Annotated in this window: 17 protein-coding genes and 1 tRNA gene; 7 read left to right on the forward strand and 11 right to left on the reverse strand. The window is 32.2% G+C overall.

Annotated features, from left to right (window positions below; genetic code table 11):
• Positions 1 to 38: 38 nt before the first annotated feature.
• The 5 genes from asnB to C8C88_RS09245 all read right to left on the reverse strand — a co-directional run bounded on the left by asnB (position 39) and on the right by C8C88_RS09245 (position 5514).
• Positions 39 to 1886, reverse strand: a complete 1848-nt coding sequence (gene asnB / locus C8C88_RS09225; RefSeq protein WP_121338629.1) for an asparagine synthase (glutamine-hydrolyzing) — start codon at positions 1884 to 1886, stop codon at positions 39 to 41.
• A gap of 5 nt (positions 1887 to 1891) precedes the next feature.
• The gene (locus C8C88_RS09230; protein ID WP_121337807.1) at positions 1892 to 2959 is read right to left on the reverse strand and encodes a glycosyltransferase family 4 protein; all 1068 of its coding nucleotides are present in this window, start codon (positions 2957 to 2959) and stop codon (positions 1892 to 1894) included.
• 9 nt (positions 2960 to 2968) lie between these two features.
• Entirely contained in the window at positions 2969 to 3646 is a 678-nt protein-coding gene (locus C8C88_RS09235; RefSeq protein WP_121337808.1) for a DUF2461 domain-containing protein, read from the reverse strand.
• 9 nt (positions 3647 to 3655) lie between these two features.
• Complete coding sequence (locus tag C8C88_RS09240; protein WP_121337809.1) at positions 3656 to 4354, reverse strand: thioredoxin domain-containing protein; 699 nt, start codon at positions 4352 to 4354, stop codon at positions 3656 to 3658.
• Positions 4355 to 4434: 80 nt separating this feature from the next.
• The gene (locus C8C88_RS09245) at positions 4435 to 5514 is read right to left on the reverse strand and encodes a DNA replication/repair protein RecF (protein WP_121337810.1); all 1080 of its coding nucleotides are present in this window, start codon (positions 5512 to 5514) and stop codon (positions 4435 to 4437) included.
• Positions 5515 to 5748: 234 nt separating this feature from the next.
• Here C8C88_RS09245 and C8C88_RS09250 point away from each other — a divergent pair, with 234 nt between their 5' ends.
• From C8C88_RS09250 to C8C88_RS09275, 6 genes are all read left to right on the forward strand, one after another.
• On the forward strand, positions 5749 to 6522 hold the full coding sequence (locus C8C88_RS09250; RefSeq protein ID WP_121337811.1) for a tetratricopeptide repeat protein: 774 nt from the start codon (positions 5749 to 5751) through the stop codon (positions 6520 to 6522).
• Between the two features lie 120 nt (positions 6523 to 6642).
• The gene (ribH, locus tag C8C88_RS09255; protein ID WP_121337812.1) at positions 6643 to 7215 is read left to right on the forward strand and encodes a 6,7-dimethyl-8-ribityllumazine synthase; all 573 of its coding nucleotides are present in this window, start codon (positions 6643 to 6645) and stop codon (positions 7213 to 7215) included.
• Between the two features lie 166 nt (positions 7216 to 7381).
• Entirely contained in the window at positions 7382 to 9232 is a 1851-nt protein-coding gene (gene mutL / locus C8C88_RS09260; protein ID WP_121337813.1) for a DNA mismatch repair endonuclease MutL, read from the forward strand.
• Complete coding sequence (locus C8C88_RS09265) at positions 9229 to 9978, forward strand: rhomboid family intramembrane serine protease (RefSeq protein ID WP_121337814.1); 750 nt, start codon at positions 9229 to 9231, stop codon at positions 9976 to 9978. The genes mutL and C8C88_RS09265 overlap by 4 nt, the downstream gene beginning before the upstream one ends.
• Before the next feature lie 28 nt (positions 9979 to 10006).
• Entirely contained in the window at positions 10007 to 10870 is an 864-nt protein-coding gene (locus C8C88_RS09270) for a rhomboid family intramembrane serine protease (RefSeq protein ID WP_121337815.1), read from the forward strand.
• 29 nt (positions 10871 to 10899) lie between these two features.
• On the forward strand, positions 10900 to 11946 hold the full coding sequence (locus C8C88_RS09275; RefSeq protein ID WP_121337816.1) for an endonuclease/exonuclease/phosphatase family protein: 1047 nt from the start codon (positions 10900 to 10902) through the stop codon (positions 11944 to 11946).
• 17 nt (positions 11947 to 11963) lie between these two features.
• Here the strand turns inward: C8C88_RS09275 and C8C88_RS09280 are convergent, their stop codons facing one another.
• The 6 genes from C8C88_RS09280 to C8C88_RS09305 all read right to left on the reverse strand — a co-directional run bounded on the left by C8C88_RS09280 (position 11964) and on the right by C8C88_RS09305 (position 17252).
• Entirely contained in the window at positions 11964 to 12584 is a 621-nt protein-coding gene (locus C8C88_RS09280; RefSeq protein ID WP_121337817.1) for a WbqC family protein, read from the reverse strand.
• 57 nt (positions 12585 to 12641) lie between these two features.
• Positions 12642 to 14195: a signal peptidase I gene (gene lepB / locus C8C88_RS09285; protein ID WP_121337818.1), complete on the reverse strand. Its 1554-nt coding sequence runs from the start codon at positions 14193 to 14195 to the stop codon at positions 12642 to 12644.
• A gap of 63 nt (positions 14196 to 14258) precedes the next feature.
• On the reverse strand, positions 14259 to 14960 hold the full coding sequence (gene dapB, locus C8C88_RS09290) for a 4-hydroxy-tetrahydrodipicolinate reductase (RefSeq protein ID WP_121337819.1): 702 nt from the start codon (positions 14958 to 14960) through the stop codon (positions 14259 to 14261).
• Positions 14961 to 15020: 60 nt separating this feature from the next.
• On the reverse strand, positions 15021 to 15581 hold the full coding sequence (locus tag C8C88_RS09295; protein WP_233549326.1) for a DUF5683 domain-containing protein: 561 nt from the start codon (positions 15579 to 15581) through the stop codon (positions 15021 to 15023).
• Positions 15581 to 16480, reverse strand: coding sequence for a ParB/RepB/Spo0J family partition protein (locus C8C88_RS09300; RefSeq protein WP_121337821.1), 900 nt, complete (start codon positions 16478 to 16480; stop codon positions 15581 to 15583). Before C8C88_RS09300 ends, C8C88_RS09295 begins: the two co-directional genes overlap by 1 nt.
• A gap of 4 nt (positions 16481 to 16484) precedes the next feature.
• Positions 16485 to 17252 carry a ParA family protein gene (locus C8C88_RS09305; protein ID WP_121337822.1) on the reverse strand — a complete coding sequence of 256 codons (768 nt, stop codon included), beginning with the start codon at positions 17250 to 17252 and terminating at the stop codon, positions 16485 to 16487.
• Between the two features lie 378 nt (positions 17253 to 17630).
• On the opposite strand from C8C88_RS09305, the gene C8C88_RS09310 reads away from it, so the two are divergent.
• Positions 17631 to 17705, forward strand: a tRNA-Pro gene (locus tag C8C88_RS09310).
• Positions 17706 to 17723: the final 18 nt, after the last annotated feature.

The following is a 17723-nucleotide window of genomic DNA, read 5'->3' on the forward strand; positions in this document are numbered from 1 at the left end:
CTTTTTTTAGGTTTTTATTTCGGAATCAAAAGTAAGGATTAAAATTTATTTGCGTAGGATTTTATCCAAATATGCATCATGAATAATGGCATGATATAAGGAATCATTCGCGTATCTCCTTTTTGTAGAGTAGTGATTAGTTTTTGAATTCGGATATTTTCAAAATAAGGCATTTCAAATAAATCACTTTTTGAAAAAGAGGATAATTCTTCTCTAAACGCAGGACTTTTAGTTAAATAATCTCCCCAAGGAGCGCTTAATCCAATTTTTTTGAAATTAAGAATAGAGGCAGGAAGACGATCTTGCATAGCTGATTTTAATATAAATTTACCTTTTTTGCCAGTAAATAGCCATTTGTCTTCTAATGAGCCTAATCCTGTGATTAATCTTGGGTCTAAAAAAGGTTCTCTACATTCTATTGATGCTCCCATTGTGCAACGATCATTTCGGTCTAGTAGAGAACATAAATAAGTATGCTGGTCAAAATAAAGTGCCTGCCGCCTCAAGTTATTCGGATATAGATCTTTTGCTTCTTGATAAATGGTTTTTCTATATTCATTTCTTGGAAGAGAATGTATGCCAAAAGTCTTTTCAATATCGTTTGGAAATATATTTGAGCTATTAAATAGAACCAAGTCTGATTTTTTACTTATTTGTGCATAGCGAACTAATTTTTCATAACGTGGTTTTTTTGAAAAAAGATCCAAATTTCCAATAGTTGCTATTGAACTTAATAAAGAAGGATATTGTAAAGCTTTGTATCTCACGTAACCACCCATTAACTCATCAGCACCTTCGCCAGAAAGAAGCACTTTTACAGAAGTATTAGCTTTCTGAGAAAGCGCTAAAAGATGTGGTTCACTTAAGTGCATGATAGGTTCATCTTGGAAATAAGTAGAACTCAACAGTGAATTATAAAGGTTTTCTCCTTCTAACTTCATAGTCTGAAAACTATAATCTAGTTTTTCGGACAGCATTTTTGCTAAATGAGATTCATTGTGTTCTTCTTCTTTGAATCCAACATTAAAACTCTCAATATTTTTATAATTCTGACGATATAATGAAGCTAATATTGAGGAGGAGTCGATTCCACCGCTCAATAAAACTCCCACAGGAACATCACTTACCATTCTTAATTTAACGGAATCATCAAAAGTTTCTCTAAACCATTTGACAGGGTCATTAATTTGGGGATGTTTTTGTATTTCAGATTTTAAGTCCCACCATTTTTCCTGAATGACTTTTCCGTTCTGTTGAACGGTCATAACATAGCCAGGCAAAACTTTTTTTATGTTTTGATATAAAGTGTTTTCGCCAGCAACAAATCGGTTGAAAATATATTCTTCTAAACCATCATCTGCAATTTTTAATGGAACTCCTGCGGTAAAAAGGGCTTTTTGCTCTGATGCAAAATATAAACTTTCGTTATAGAAAGAATAATATAAAGGTTTTACACCCATTCTGTCACGAACTAGTGTAAGTTTTTTTTCTTGGTTATCCCAAATTGCAAAAGCAAACATTCCGTTAAGTCGGTGGAGCATGGTTGTTCCGTAAAGCTGAAATAATTTTAGCAAAACTTCGGTGTCGGATTTTGTTTTTATATCAAAACCATTGCGAATTAGTTCGGGATAAAATTCTTTGAAATTGTATATTTCGCCATTATAAACGAGAACATAACGTTTGTCATCCGAAAAAAAAGGTTGGTGTCCAGCCAATGAAGTGTCTAGGACAGAAAGTCTTCGATGCCCTAATCCAATTGTGTTTGCTATATAAATTCCTTTATCGTCAGGGCCACGATGCGCTAAAGCATCTCGCATTTTGATAATAATATGCTCCTCTACTTTTTTTGAGGACTGTAAATTTAAGATTCCATTAATTCCACACATGAGGGCTATTTGTTTTTGAATGTGTTGATTAATTGGTGGTATTTTTCGGCAATAATCTTCATATTGCAACTATAATTGGCGTTTTCTTCTACAAATTTTCTGTTTTTTGAAACCGCTTCATTTCTATATTCTATATTTTCAAAAGACCATATTAATTCATCGGCTAACATTTTAGCATTGTCAATTGCAATTAATTGTCCATTCTCACGATGACTTATCCAGCTTTGATTTCCTTCAATATCACTTAAAATAGGGTAACAACCACAAGCCATTGCTTCGAATAAAGAAGCAGAAACCCCTTCGGTTATGGGCATACTGATATAAAAATTTGATTCTTGTAACAATTTTGGCAATTGAGTATTGGGTATTTTTCCAGTGAAGATAACGTTGTCTTCAATTTGTAACTCTTTTGACAAATCTTTCAAAGCAGAAAGCAGTGTTCCATCGCCAACAATAGTAAGTTCAAAATCAATATTGTTTTGTTTTAATAAAGCAAAAGCGTTTAAAATTACTGCATGTCTGTATTCTGGGAGTAACGATCGAGTTACAACTGCTTTTATTTTTGAATTCCCACTAAGGTTATTGTTTTGAAAAAGGTTTAGATTAATTCCTTTTGGCAGCACCAGAATTTTTTTTTCATCAACCTTCGCCTGTTTCATTGATATAGTCATTACGGGACCCCAAGCGTGAATTAAATTAGCTTTTTTGAATGCGTAATGTTGAATCTGTTTTTTGAGCGGTAATGAAATAGAATTTTCAGGCCATAAATCCGTTTTTCCTTGTTGTGCAATTGCTACAGGATGAACCCCCGTTAGTGCTGCAAGAAATCCATAACTGGTCGTTCTTTCGGCAATTACCATATCGGGTTTATGCTGTTTTATTATTTTTCTAATTTTAAAAATACAAAATACATATTCAAGAATCCTTTTGATACGGTTTTTGATACCATTATTTTGAGTTTTTAATTCCCATGTAATGATTTCGAAATCGCCAAACTCTTTGAGACCATTCATCCAAGTAATGGCATCAGCGCGGTAGGATTCTCCAAGAAAAAGTATTTTTCTTTTTTTCATTTGGTCAAATTAGAATTCCTCTGAAGTTAATGCCCGATTGATAAAATCATTTAACGGTTTTAGTGTAATGAGTTTTTTACTCATAATTGAAACAAAATCTTTATGTGTAACCTCTGAAATATCAAATTTTTGACTGCATTCAAAACTTTTTAATTTTAATAGTTCAACGGCAGGATGGTCTTTTTCATATCCTTTTGGAGGATTTTTTAAAACATTCGCTTCGTTTCTGTCAAAATTTTCAAATTCTTTTTTAAATTTTTCTTCAGAAAGAATTTCTTCTAAATCGTCATAGAAAAACGCAATTTCTTTCCTCATTTTCTTCAAATCAGCTGGTTCTGGACAGTATAATCCACCAGCAATGAAGCTGCCGCCATCTTGAATGTGAATGTAATAACCAGAGCGATTTTGACCTTTTGCTCCTGAAGAAAGCCAAATGCCTACATGTGATTTATAAGGAGTTTTGTCTTTTGAAAATCTAATGTCTCGATTGATTCTGAAAGTACAGTTTTTAACTTCGAGCATTTCAAGAGAAGCATCCATAGGTTTCATAGCATCAAGCAAATCTGAGACTAGATTTTGATAGTCTTTTTTGAAGGCTTCATATCTTTTTTTATTGTCCAAAAACCAATCTCGATTGTTGTTCGCTTTTAAATCATGAAGGAATTGTAAGGTGTCTTTTGAAAGCATAATGAGAAGCTATTGTAGTTGTTTTTTTAAATCATTTTCACTGATATAACCCGTATGGCTCCATTTTATTTTTTTGTTTTCGTACAATAATAAAGCTGGAAGTTCACTTATTTTTAATTCAGAAATAATACTCTTGTTTTTGTCAGCATCTAATCGGATAATTACTAATTCACCAGCTAATTCCTTCTGCATTTTCAAGAGATAAGGTGTCATTTTTTTACAAGGAGCACACCATTCTGCATAAAAATCAATCAATACTTTTTTGTCTGAATTTAATAATTCTGCATATTCTTGATTTGTGATTCCAATAGTTTTGTTAATTGGTTTTGCAAATCCTGCGGCATTCCATTTTAGTATTCCGCCTTCTAATTCGTAAATGTTTGTAAAGCCTAATTCAGCTAGTTTAGCAGCTGCTTTTTGGCTTCTTCCTCCGCTTTTGCAATACACAAAAACAGGTTTTGACTTGTTATATTTCTCAGCCGAAACAACAAAACTGTCTCCTAACCAATTCACATTTTCGGCTTTATCGATATGTTCGGAAGCATATTCTTCAGGAGTTCTGACATCTAAAATTTGTGGACTTTCTGTCTCTTGTATTTTTTTCGAAAAAGAAACAGCGTCAATAGTTTTTACTCCTTTAGTAGTTTGACCAGTACATGATAAAATGACAAAAGATAAAATTGCGAGATATAAAGTATGTAGTTTCATTAGTTTTGAATTTAAAATTGTAAGAAGCTAAAGTACTTCTTTTTTTAGCTTCATTGATATTACAATTTATTAAATAAAAGTTATAAGTTGAAAATTTTATACGTCTGATGTGTCGATTTTACGATGCTTTCCGTACGTTCAGGATGTGTATCCGAAATAAAAAGTTGTCCAAAAGTATCACTGTTAACCATCTCGATAATTTTGGCTACCCGACTTTCGTCTAATTTGTCAAAAATATCATCAAAAAGCAAAATAGGTTTTACACCACTTTGTTTCTTTAAAAACTCAAATTGAGCAAGTTTTAGTGCAATCAAAAACGATTTTTGTTGCCCTTGAGAACCAAATTTCTTTATTGGATGATGATCGATTTCAAATGATAAATCATCTTTATGGATTCCTACGCTAGTATATTGTAAAGCTCTGTCTTTATTGATATTTTCTTGCAAAAGAGTTAATAAATCATTCTCGAATAAATGACTTTCATAATTCAGTTGTACGGTCTCTTGAGAACCAGTTATAGCTTGATGATGCGTATTGAAAATGGGAACAAAGGCTTCGATGAATACTTTTCTTTTTTCAAAAATATAATTTGCAAAGCCATTTAGTTGCTCATTATATATAGATAAGGTGTCTTTTTCAAAAACATGATTTAGAGCAAAGTATTTCAATAATGCATTGCGCTGACTCATTACTTTTTGGTATTGAATGAGCTGTTGTAAATAAGGAGTGTCTAATTGCGAAATGACACTATCCATGAATTTTCGTCTGGTTTCGCTTCCTTCGACAATTAAATCTCTGTCGGCAGGCGAAATAATCACCAAAGGCACAAAACCAATGTGATCTGAAAACTTTTCGTAAGGTTTGCCATTACGCTTTAGTATTTTCTTTTGCCCTTTTTTAAGACTACAAACAATTTGCTCGTTTCTTTCATTTTTTTCAAATTCGGCATCGATTACAAAAAACTCTTCACCGTGTTTGATATTTTGAACCGCTAATGGATTGAAATAACTTTTGCCATACGACAAATGGTATATTGCATCTAAGACATTTGTTTTACCAATGCCGTTTCTGCCCACAAAACAATTTATTTTACCGTCAAACTCGAAATTAGCCTCGGAAAAGTTCTTATAATTGAATAACGATATTTTTTTTAAATACATTTAAAAGGTATAGTGAAAATGGGGTTTTTATTGCCAGTTTTAAAGCCGGTGCAAATTATTGAAAATTATTGATAAATAAGACTTTTAGCAGTTTTCAATAGTAAATATTTTGTCTTTTTGCACAAAGAAAAGGCAATGCAGAAAAATATTTTTCTTATTTGAATATAAAATCAATTTTTTTTACGTCGGTTTCAATAAAAATTTTATTTTTGCCACTCACTAAATTAAATATAAATGGCTACTTATAGTAAAAGAGGATATAAAGCACCAAAAGAAAAAGAAGTAAAAGAAGTTTTTGAAGACGTAAAAATTGACGAAAAAGACAGTACAACTGCTGGTGTTTTTTCGAAATTAGATGAAACTGCATCTAAAACGGAAGATTTTGTAGCTAAAAATCAAAAAATAATTATTGGATTAGTTGCTGCGGTTGCATTAGTTACTATTGGATACTTGGCATACCAAAAATTTATTGCTTCTCCAAAAGAAGATGAAGCTGCAAATGAAATGTTTGTTGCACAACAGGATTTTCAAAAAGCTACTGACGGAGTTGCAAGTGATTCTTTGTATAAATTAGCATTGAATGGTTCTGAAGGTAAATTTGGATTTGTTAAAATTGCAGATGAATATTCAGGAACAGCTGCTGGAAATTTAGCTAATTATTATGCAGGTATCGCTTATTTGAACACAGGTAAATATACTGAAGCTATTGATTATTTAAACAAATTCACTTCAGAAGATATTATTTTAAGCGCTTTGGCAAAAGGAGCAATTGGAGATGCATATTCTCAAAAAAACCAACAAAAAGAAGCTTTAGAGAGTTATGTAAAAGCGGCTGAAATTAGCAAAAATGATTTCACAACACCACGTTTTTTATTGAAAGCTGGAAAAGCAGCTTTAGCTCTAGGTAATAAAGAAGAAGCACTTAAGTATTTTACTGATATAAAAGAAAACTACGATACAACACCAGAAGCTTCTTCTGTTGATGTTTTGATAGGATTGGCACAGTAATACTAGATTAAATTTTGTAAATTAGGGGTTAGATTTTGTAAGAGATTGGATTTGGTCTGATAGCTTGTAAATTCTAACCTTTAATTTTTAACTAATAACCTCTAAAATCTAATTTTTAAGATGGCTACCGAAAACAAGAATTTATCCGAATATGACAAAAATAAAGTTCCAGATGCGAAAGATTTTCGCTTTGGAATCGTTGTCTCCGAATGGAATGAAACCATAACCGAAGGTCTTTATAGCGGTGCTTTTACAGCGCTTTTAGAAAATCATGTTCCACCACAACAAATTATTCGTTGGAACGTACCAGGAAGTTTTGAACTTATTTATGGTGCTAAGAAAATGTTGCAAACACAAAATGTAGATGCAGTAATTGTTATTGGATGTGTTATTCAAGGTCAAACGAAACATTTTGATTTTGTTTGCGAAGGTGTAACACAAGGAATAAAAGACTTAAATGTTCAAACAGATATTCCTGTTATATTTTGTGTCCTTACCGATAATACGATTCAACAATCCATAGATAGAAGTGGAGGAATACATGGTAATAAAGGAACTGAGGCGGCCATTGCAGCTATAAAAATGGCTTATATTCGTCAACAGGCGTCGTTAAGCCACCAGATTGATAATCAGCATTTGTTGTCATCAGGAGCGTTACGAATTGAAAATTTGCCTCTAGAATTAGAAGAGTAATAAAAATAAAATAAACTTATAAAACCTATACTGTTCATTAAATAGTATAGGTTTTTTGTTTTTTTTATGATTAACTAAACTACAAAACCCAATAGAAATTCCTTAAATTTGTAATCTTTGGGTTTGAAACCTTTCAAACCTTAAACGCTAAACCAATTTTTTTTTAATGTCGAGTATTATTCAATTACTTCCTGATCATGTTGCCAATCAAATTGCCGCTGGAGAAGTCGTACAAAGACCTGCTTCAGTTGTAAAAGAATTACTGGAAAATGCTGTTGATGCTAGAGCAACTGATATCAAGTTAATTATAAAAGATGCAGGAAAATCTTTGATACAGGTTATTGATAATGGATTAGGGATGAGTGTTACGGATGCACGTTTGTGTTTTGAACGTCATGCCACTTCCAAAATTCGTCAAGCGGAAGATTTATTCTCTTTGCATACCAAAGGATTTCGTGGGGAAGCGTTGGCATCTATAGCCGCAATTGCGCATATCGAAATGAAAACCAAACAAGATCAAGAAGAACTTGGTACGCATATCATTATTGAAGGAAGTAAGTTTGTTTCTCAAGAAGTTGCCGTTTTGCCAAAAGGAACTTCTTTTGCAGTTAAGAATTTGTTTTTTAATATTCCTGCTCGCCGTAACTTTTTGAAATCAGATATTGTAGAATATAAACATGTTATTGATGAGTTTCAACGGGTCGCTTTGGCTCACCCAAAAATTCATTTTACATTTTACCACAACGGCAGCGATATGTTTAATTTGCCACCTTCTACTTTGCGTCAACGAATTGTCAATATTTTTTCGGGTAAAACCAATGAAAAATTAGTTCCTGTTCAGGAAGAAACAGAAATAGTTGCTATTCAAGGATTTGTTAGTAAACCTGAATTCGCGAAGAAGAACCGTGGGGAGCAATTTTTCTTTGTAAACGACCGTTTTATAAAAAGTGGTTATTTGCATCATGCCGTTATGGCGGCTTATGATGGGATTTTGAAAGATGGGGCACAACCTAGTTATTTTTTATATTTAACGGTACCACCTAATACTATTGATATCAATATCCATCCTACTAAAACCGAAATTAAGTTTGATGATGAGCAGGCGTTATATGCAATTTTGAGAGCATCAATTAAACATAGTTTGGGTCAGTTTAATGTAGCGCCAGTTTTAGATTTTGATAGAGATGCTAATTTAGATACGCCTTACCATTATAAAGATTTAGAAGGTGAAACGCCTACTATTCAGGTTAATAGGGATTTTAATCCATTTTCGGAGGAAAAACCTAGTAAACAATTTTCTAGTTATAAAAAACCAGAACCAACTGCTAGTTGGGAAAGTTTGTACGTGGGTTTAAAGCACGATACTGAAACCTTCTCTGCAAAAAGCGATTTTACCTTTACAAATGAAGAAATAACATCTTCTTTATTTAACGATGAAGAAGTTGAACAAGTGGTACACAAAACATATCAAATTCATAAAAAATATATTGTTTCTCCTATAAAATCAGGAATGGTTATTGTAGACCAACAACGGGCACATCAGCGCGTTTTGTATGAACAGTTTTTAGTGAGTATGACCGTTCATCAAGCTTCAAGCCAACAGTTATTGTTTCCGTTGAATTTGTTTTTTTCGACTAATGAAATGGAATTAATTGCTGAATTACAGCTTTCGTTAATGAATACTGGATTTGTATTTGAAGAAAGTATGGCTGATCATGTTGTTATTTCAGGCATTCCAGTAAATGTAACTGAAAGCGAAGTTTCTATAGTTTTAGAACAATTGTTAAGCGATTTGCAAGATGGAATACCAGAAAGTAGTTTCAGCCAAAACGACACAATTGCTAAATCAATGGCAAAAAGTTTGGCGGTTAAAACAGGTACTTATTTAACAGAAAAAGAACAGGAGAATTTGGTAAATGGGCTTTTTGCTTGTAAAGATCCAAATGTTTCCCCATTTCAAAAACCAACTTTCATAACGATGCGTGTGGAAGATTTAGATAAAAAATTTGCAATATGAGAAATGTAACCGAAACGGTAAAACAATTAATTATTATTAATATTTTGTTTTTTGTAGGGACACTAGCTATAGGAGATTCAGCCTATAGAATATTAGCTTTATATTTTCCTGAAAGCCCTGATTTTAAATTTTGGCAACCTATAACTCACATGTTTATGCATGGGGGATTTATGCATATTTTCTTTAATATGTTTGCACTATATTCTTTTGGGTCTGCTTTGGAACATTTTTGGGGAGCTAAAAAATTCTTATTTTTCTATATTTCTTGTGGTTTAGGTGCTGCTTTGGTGAATACAGCTATAAACTATTATTATTTTCAAGAAGGGTTGAATACATTGATGGCAAATGGATTTCCTAGAGCAGAAATTTTACAAGTTTTAAGCGAAGGAAAAATCAATACCAAATGGCAAGAACTTTTATCAGTTTCTGACTTTCAAAATTTCACCTCGGCTTATCTTGGTTCGGTAGTAGGAGCTTCAGGAGCCATTTACGGTGTGATAGTAGCATTTGCTTTTATGTTTCCAAATGCTGAATTAGCATTAATGTTTGTGCCAATTCCTATAAAAGCGAAGTATTTTGTCCCAGGATTAGTTCTTATCGATTTGTATTTAGGAGTGTCGGGAGGTGAATCTATTTTTGGAGGTGGGGGAATTGCCCATTTCGCTCATGTTGGAGGCGCTTTATTTGGGTTTATTATTATGTGGTATTGGAAGAAAAATCAATTCAATAGAAATCGTTGGAATTAATCAGAAGTTCTAAATATTAAATTAGATTATGGGTATTATTGATGATTTAAAATTGCAATATAAATTAGGAGGAATAGCTTTTAGGTTAATCTTCTGGAATGTAATATGCTTCTTAGTTTCATTGGTGTTTTTTTATCAATTTAAGAGTGGTGTTTTTGATTTTCCCAATTGGATTGCTTTATCATCTGAACCAGCTATTTTTATTACTAAACCATGGACTTTATTGACCTATGCTTTTTTTCATTACGGTTTTGGCCATTTGTTTTTTAATATGTTGGTTCTGAATTTTTCAAGTACTTTGTTTTTGACTTTTTTTACACCGAAACAATATTTAGGTTTGTATTTGCTAAGTGCTTTTTTTTCTGGAATATGCTTCGTGTTAGGATTTTATTTTTTTAATCTAAGTGCTTCCATTATAGGGGCTTCGGCGGCAATTATGGCTATTTTAGTTGCTACAACCACATATAGCCCACTTATGAATGTCCGACTTTTGATTATTGGGAATGTAAAATTGTGGCACATAACACTTGTTATTCTTGTCATTGATTTAATGCAATTTAGATTAGAAAATACAGGAGGACATATTTCTCATATATCGGGTGCTTTTTTTGGTTTTATTTTTATTAAATTGCTACAAAATGGAATTGATTTAAGTAATATAGTGACGAATATAATTAGTTTTGGTTCTAATTTGTTCAAAAAATCACCATCAACACCATTTAAAAAAGTTCATAAAAATTACCATAAACCTGTAGAAAAAACAGTTTCACGAATTGTTACTAAAGATAAAACGCAGCAGCAAATTGATGAGATTCTAGATAAAATTAGTCAATCAGGATATGATTGTTTGACAAAAGAAGAGAAAGAATTTTTATTTAAAGCAGGCAAATAATCAGCGAATGCTGAATTAAAAAAGAAAAGATGAAAAACCTCTCATGGTTTAATAAAGGAATGTTTTTTTTGAATATAGTTTTGACTGTATTGACTTTCAGTGCCTATCTTTTACCTTTTCTTGCTCCCAAAGCTTTTCCTTTATTGTCAGTTCTAACCTTGTTTATGCCGTTGTTTTTTATATTTAATGGCTTGTTTTTTATCTATTGGGCATTTCAATTCAAAAAGAGAATGATTTTGTCTGGATTAGTTCTTTTGATGGGGATTACTTTCATTAATAAATTCTACAAGTTTTCTGCCAAAGATTTCCCGCAAAGCGAAAAAGATTTTACCGTAATGAGCTATAATGTGCGCTTATTTAACGTGTTTAAATGGTTAGATAGAGATAATGTACCATCAGAAATTTTGACTTTTATAAATGATAAAAATCCTGATATACTTTGTATACAAGAATATTCTTCGTCAGCCAATATCGATTTGAAAGTTTACAGTCATAAATATATATTTATGGGAGGTAACCAAATTAAAACTGGGCAGGCAATTTTTTCTAAATTCCCCATTATAAATGAGGGAAATATTGTTTTTCCAAACTCTAATAATAATGTAATCTTTGCTGATATTAAGCGTGGTAAAGAAATTATTAGAGTCTATAATATGCATTTGCAATCTATAAAGATTTCGCCTGATGTCAATGAAATCAATGATAATATTGATGCTATTAATCAGCAAAAATCTCAAATGTTGTTTAATAGAATTAGTAAAGCGTTTAAGCAACAACAGCAACAGGCAGAAATTTTTAAAGAACACAAAAAAGGTTGCACGTATCCCTTAATTATTTGTGGAGATATGAATAATAGTGCCTTTTCGTATGTGTATAGAAATATTAAAGGAAAATTAAAAGATTGTTTTGAAGAAGCTGGAAAGGGCTTTGGCGCAACGTATAAGTTTAAGTATTATCCTGCTAGAATTGATTACATTTTTGCTGATGAAAAAATGAAGGTTAAATCATTTGAGAGTTTTCCAGAATTTGTCAATTCAGATCATTATCCTATTATGACTAAATTAGCCTTTGAATAGAAGTAGTAATACTTTTTTTAGCTTATTTTTTGACTTTTTAAATAATCCAAAGCAAACTTTCCTTCATTGAAAAGTAAGTCCAAAACGCTAAGATTATTGATGAATCCATATTTGTCATCAAAAACTTGAGTATAGCTTTCAAATACGGAAGTGTCTTTTTTTCCATTTGCCAAAAACCTAAAATCTGTAACTTTATTAGCATCTACTTCATGAAAGTATTCTACAGTAGTTTTATAATCCAATTTAAGCCTCATGGATTTTGTAATAAAGTCTAAAGTTTCAAAATTCAGATCCAATAAAAAATTATGTTTTTTTTCGAAAATTGGACGAATGTCGTCTTCAAAATATTCAAAAAATGGAGAGCTTCTATAGGCTGCTTCTAATGATTTAAAATGTTGTTTTTGCCAATCAAAATCATTTTCTATTTGAATGTCTTTTGTTTTCTGATGGCTTAATTTGGAATGCTTTACAGGTATATTTAATAACTGAATTCCATTTGGACTATAAATATAAGTACGATTTCGATTGGTTTGTTTCTGAAAATTATCTTCAATTTCAAAGGTAATTTCTTCAGATTGTGCCATCGCAACAAAATGACTAATGGAAGGAAAATAGGTAGGGTGGAGTAGTGTATTCATTTTTTAATTGGTTTAAAGTTTAAGGTTGTTGAAACCTTAAACTTTAAACATTTTCATTTAAATTTTTCTCTCTTTTCTTTTTTTCCAAAAAAACTCGCCAACAAAAAACGCAACTAATCCAAGTAAAAATAATTTGAAATAGGATTGTGGCTGTCCTTCTCCGCTAACAGTTGTAAATAATCTTTCCCAACGAATTTTATCTAATCCTTTTGCATTTGAATCAATGCTTAACCAAATAAAAATAGGTTTTCCTACGATGTGATTTTCTGGAACATAACCCCAATAACGACTGTCTTCAGAGTTGTGACGGTTGTCACCCATCATCCAATAGTAGTCTTGTTTGAAAGTATATGTAGTAGCTACTTTATCATTAATTACTATTTCAGAACCATTTACATTCAATTTGTTATCCTCGTAATCTGTAATTATAGTTTTATAGAACGGTAAAGTTTCCATTGTTAAAGCTACAGTTTTACCTTTTTGTGGGATGTAAATTGGACCGAAATTATCACGATTCCATTTGTTTATATGAGGAAAAATACCATTTTCAACATCCTTAGAAATGATTCTTTTAACTCCAGTAATTCCAGGAACATTTTTTAATCTTTCCGCACCAGCTGCAGTTAATGCCGCAATAAATAGGGTGTCTTTTTTTTGATCGTCAATAAATCCTGCACCGTCAGTTATATCCATATCTTTAAATAGATATTCAAAATCTATAGGTGTTTTTCCGTCTAAAGCAACTTTGTATGAAAATTGAGGTTTTGCTCTTTCAGGCAAAATCAATTCTTTACCATTGATATAGACAATACCATCTTTTATTGACAAGCTATCTCCTGGAATACCCACGCAACGTTTTACATAATTTGATTTTTTATCGATAGGTTTATCAACTCTTCTTCCAGTATCATCTCTGAATTTGTAAACTGTATCCGCTGGCCAGTTAAAAACGACAATGTCGGTTCTATTTATACTTTGCATAGCAGGAAGTCTTAAATAAGGTAATTCAGGCCATGTAAGATATGATTTGCGTTTCAAAAAAGGAATAGTGTCGTGTACCATAGGTAATGCTACGGTAGTCATAGGAACTCTCGCGCCGTAATTCATTTTACTTACAAATAGAAAATCACCTACTAATAATGACTTTTCTAAAGAAGAGGTAGGAATGGTGTAAGGCTGAATAAAATAGGTGTGTACTAAAGTGGCTACTATAACAGCAAATAGTAGTGAGCTTACTGTATCTGCTGTTCTGTTCTCTGGCTGTAAACTCCTATCTGTTATATAGTTTAGCGGTTGGGTATAATTTATATAAAAAATATAAAACCCAAAAGTGAATATCCCTAATAGTGTATCAGTAGTGGTTTTTTTACCAAAACTTCTCAAAGTTTCTACCCAAATAACTGGAAACATAATCAAGTTGATAATCGGTATAAAAAGGAGTACAGTCCACCAAGTAGGGCGGCCTATTATTTTCATTAAAATAATAGCATTGTAAACAGGAATTGCTGCTTCCCAACGCTTTCTTCCTGCGCTTTCATATAATTTCCAAGTTCCTAAAAAGTGAATTACTTGTACTATCAGAAAAAATACAAACCATTGATACAGTGTCATAATCTTTTGTTTAAGGTTTAAAGTTTAAGGTTTTGGGGGATTCACCTCAAACGAAAAATAAATTTATTTTAAATTTAATACATCTTTCATGCTGTAAATTCCGTGTTTTCCAGCTAACCATTCTGCGGCAATAACGGCACCAAGAGCAAATCCTTCTCTGTTGTGAGCAGTATGTTTAATTTCAATAGAGTCTACAACAGATTCGTATGTTACAGTATGTGTACCAGGAACATCTCCAATTCTTTTGGCTTCAATATGAATTTGATTTGGCTCCGCATTTTCAAGTGTCCAACTGCTGTAATTACTATTTTCAATTACTCCTTTTGCCAATGATATTGCAGTTCCACTAGGCGCATCAAGTTTTTGTGTATGGTGAATTTCTTCCATCTCCACTTTATACGAATCAAATTGTGCCATAATTTTGGCCAAATACTCATTCAGTTCAAAGAAAATATTTACACCTAAGCTGAAATTTGAACTAGAAATGAATCCGCCTTTTTTCTCCTTGCAAAGCGCTACCATTTCATCGTAATGTTCTAACCATCCCGTTGTTCCTGAAACTACAGGTACATTTGCATGGAAACAGCTTGAAATATTATCAACGGCAGCCATCGGTACACTAAAATCAATCGCTACATCAGCATTTGAAAGTCCTTCGTAAGTGTTGAATTCGTCTTTTCTTAAAACAATTTCATGTCCTCTTTCGGTTGCAATTCGTTCAATTACTTGACCCATTTTTCCGTATCCTAAAAGCGCAATTTTCATTTGTTTTTTATTTTGAATTAAAAAGTATTAGCTATTAAATGAATGGAGTTCATCGAGTAGCTAAAAGTTATAATTAAGTGTTAGTCCTAAATTTGTTTTTAATGTTACATCATTTGGATAAATAACTGGCTTTACGGACAAATTTTCATTTACATTGAATTGTATTAAAGCTGCATCTACATTAGCATCTAATATATTTAACGCATAAAAAGCCAATGTCATTAAAGCGGATAAATCCCTATTACGTTGGTAAAATTTCTGTCCAGCAATTAATCGGGTTTTATCTAGATAGCTAAATTTATCATCGGTATAACCTTCTAATCTTCGTTTATAGGCATCGCGATATTGATTGTATTTTTTGTTATTGTCAATATAAAAATAAAGACTGGTTCCAATGGCTCCATAAACAAGAGGAATTTTCCAGTATTTCTTATTGTAAGCTTGACCTAAACCCGGCAAGACAGCGGAATAAAAAGCTGCTTTGGCTGGAGTTAAGGGATCAATATCATTTGATTTTAAGGTGTCTTTTGCTACTAGGGCTACCTCTGTTTTTTCTTGTGCAAAAACAGGGATTTTTCCCAAAATGAACAGCATTATACCTATGAAAATTATTTTATTCACTATTCTTTAATAAGTTTTATAATTCTATTAAAGTCTTCCTCAGAATGAAAAGGAATTGTGATTTTACCTTTACCGTTGCCAGCTACTTTTACGTCAACTTTTGTCCCAAAATAATTTGTAAATGCACTCTTTTGGGTTTCTGCTATTTCAAAAGAAGTTGCTTTAGGTTTTCCAGCAGGCTTTGGTTTAAGACTGTCTTGATAATTTTTTACCAAAGCTTCTGTGTCACGAACCGAAAGGTTTTGACTTACAATTTTTTGGTAAATATCTGTTTGAATATCTTGATCTTCGATGTTTATAATGGCGCGACCATGTCCCATAGAAATAAAACCATCACGAATTCCTGTTTGAATAATCGGGTCTAATTTTAAAAGACGCAAATAATTAGCAATTGTAGAACGTTTTTTTCCCACTCGTTCACTCATTTGTTCTTGAGTCAATTGAATTTCATCTATTAATCGCTGGTACGAAAGAGCAATTTCAATAGGGTCTAAATCATGACGCTGAATATTTTCAACCAAAGCCATAACTAAGGATTCATTGTCATTTGCAATTCGAATATAAGCAGGAACTGTAGTCAAGCCTACTAAAGTAGAAGCACGAAGACGTCGTTCTCCAGATATTAATTGGTATTTATTAAAGTCTAGTTTTCGAACTGTAATAGGTTGAATAACGCCTAATTCTTTTATAGAAGTTGCTAGTTCTCTCAATGATTCTTCATTGAAATTACTTCTGGGTTGGAAAGGGTTAATTTCTATGGCATCAATTTCAAGCTCTATAATGTTGCCAACAACTTTATCGGCATTTTTATCGTTAACCGATTTGATGTCGTTTTCCGGATCTTTTAATAATGCAGATAATCCTCTTCCTAAGGCTTGTTTTTTTAGTGCTTTTGCCATAAAACTATTTACTGTTTTTCTTTATGATTTCTTGTGCTAAATGTAAATAATTAGTAGCTCCTTTGCTTGTTGCGTCATAGTTTATGATGCTTTCGCCAAAACTAGGTGCCTCACTTAATTTTACATTTCTTTGAATAATCGTTTCAAATACCATATCGTTAAAGTGTTTTTGAACCTCTTCAACCACTTGGTTTGATAAACGTAATCTGGAATCATACATCGTTAATAGTAATCCTTCAATATCTAATTCTGGATTATGTATTTTTTGGATACTTTTTATAGTGTTCAATAATTTACCCAATCCTTCAAGAGCAAAATACTCACATTGAATAGGTATAATTACTGAATCAGCCGCTGTCAAAGCATTTAATGTAAGTAAACCAAGAGATGGTGCGCAATCTATAATGATATAATCGTATTCCTTTTTGATGTTTTCCAATGCTTTTTTGAGCATGTATTCTCTATTTTCCTTGTCTACCAGTTCAATTTCGATAGCAACAAGATCAATATGGGATGGAATTACATCCACATTAGGAGCTGTACATTTTATAATTGCTTCTTCTGGAGTATTACTGTGTTCCAAAATTTGATACGTTCCTATTTCAACACCTTCAACATCAATACCTAAGCCTGATGTGGCATTCGCTTGGGGGTCAGCGTCAATAAGTAATACTTTCTTCTCTAAAACACCCAAAGAAGCTGCAAGATTAACAGATGTGGTAGTTTTTCCAACGCCTCCTTTTTGATTAGCAATCGCAATGATTTTGCCCATTTATTTTTGAATTTTGAACGGTAAAAATACAATTAATTATTGTTTCTAAAAATCTATTTTGTTAACATTTGTTAATGTCTGATTAGTTGTAGTTTGTAGGATTATAATTTATAGCATTTAAGCCGTTTTTTAGATTCTTCTAGCGTTTCGTCTCCCGTCTTGACTCCTTCCCAATTTTTCATGAACCTATTAGATAATTTTTTTTGTATTTGATTTTATTGTTTGTAAAAAGAAGAAGATGTTTCTGTTAAATTTCTGCTTTTTTAATTTAGAAATAAAGGAGTTTTGTTTTGCCTTTTCAGGGATTTAAAAAAATAATTCTTATTTTGGAAATAGTTTTGTGTAAGTGAAAAATAGTTATATATTTGCCGACGCTTTCGGGGTGTAGCGTAGCTCGGTTATCGCGCCTGCTTTGGGAGCAGGAGGCCGCAGGTTCGAATCCTGCCACCCCGACAATAAAGTTTAAAAATA

This window comes from Flavobacterium sp. 123, from assembly GCF_003634825.1.
GTDB lineage: Bacteria > Bacteroidota > Bacteroidia > Flavobacteriales > Flavobacteriaceae > Flavobacterium.

Bases quoted from the DNA above. Each gene is read 5' to 3' on its own strand.
- asnB (WP_121338629.1), bottom strand. From the start codon at position 1,886: ATGTGTGGAATTAATGGAATCTTAAATTTACAGTCCTCAAAAAAAGTA.
- C8C88_RS09230 (WP_121337807.1), bottom strand. From the start codon at position 2,959: ATGAAAAAAAGAAAAATACTTTTTCTTGGAGAATCCTACCGCGCTGAT.
- C8C88_RS09235 (WP_121337808.1), bottom strand. From the start codon at position 3,646: ATGCTTTCAAAAGACACCTTACAATTCCTTCATGATTTAAAAGCGAAC.
- C8C88_RS09240 (WP_121337809.1), bottom strand. From the start codon at position 4,354: ATGAAACTACATACTTTATATCTCGCAATTTTATCTTTTGTCATTTTA.
- C8C88_RS09245 (WP_121337810.1), bottom strand. From the start codon at position 5,514: ATGTATTTAAAAAAAATATCGTTATTCAATTATAAGAACTTTTCCGAG.
- C8C88_RS09250 (WP_121337811.1), top strand. From the start codon at position 5,749: ATGGCTACTTATAGTAAAAGAGGATATAAAGCACCAAAAGAAAAAGAA.
- ribH (WP_121337812.1), top strand. From the start codon at position 6,643: ATGGCTACCGAAAACAAGAATTTATCCGAATATGACAAAAATAAAGTT.
- mutL (WP_121337813.1), top strand. From the start codon at position 7,382: ATGTCGAGTATTATTCAATTACTTCCTGATCATGTTGCCAATCAAATT.
- C8C88_RS09265 (WP_121337814.1), top strand. From the start codon at position 9,229: ATGAGAAATGTAACCGAAACGGTAAAACAATTAATTATTATTAATATT.
- C8C88_RS09270 (WP_121337815.1), top strand. From the start codon at position 10,007: ATGGGTATTATTGATGATTTAAAATTGCAATATAAATTAGGAGGAATA.
- C8C88_RS09275 (WP_121337816.1), top strand. From the start codon at position 10,900: ATGAAAAACCTCTCATGGTTTAATAAAGGAATGTTTTTTTTGAATATA.
- C8C88_RS09280 (WP_121337817.1), bottom strand. From the start codon at position 12,584: ATGAATACACTACTCCACCCTACCTATTTTCCTTCCATTAGTCATTTT.
- lepB (WP_121337818.1), bottom strand. From the start codon at position 14,195: ATGACACTGTATCAATGGTTTGTATTTTTTCTGATAGTACAAGTAATT.
- dapB (WP_121337819.1), bottom strand. From the start codon at position 14,960: ATGAAAATTGCGCTTTTAGGATACGGAAAAATGGGTCAAGTAATTGAA.
- C8C88_RS09300 (WP_121337821.1), bottom strand. From the start codon at position 16,480: ATGGCAAAAGCACTAAAAAAACAAGCCTTAGGAAGAGGATTATCTGCA.
- C8C88_RS09305 (WP_121337822.1), bottom strand. From the start codon at position 17,252: ATGGGCAAAATCATTGCGATTGCTAATCAAAAAGGAGGCGTTGGAAAA.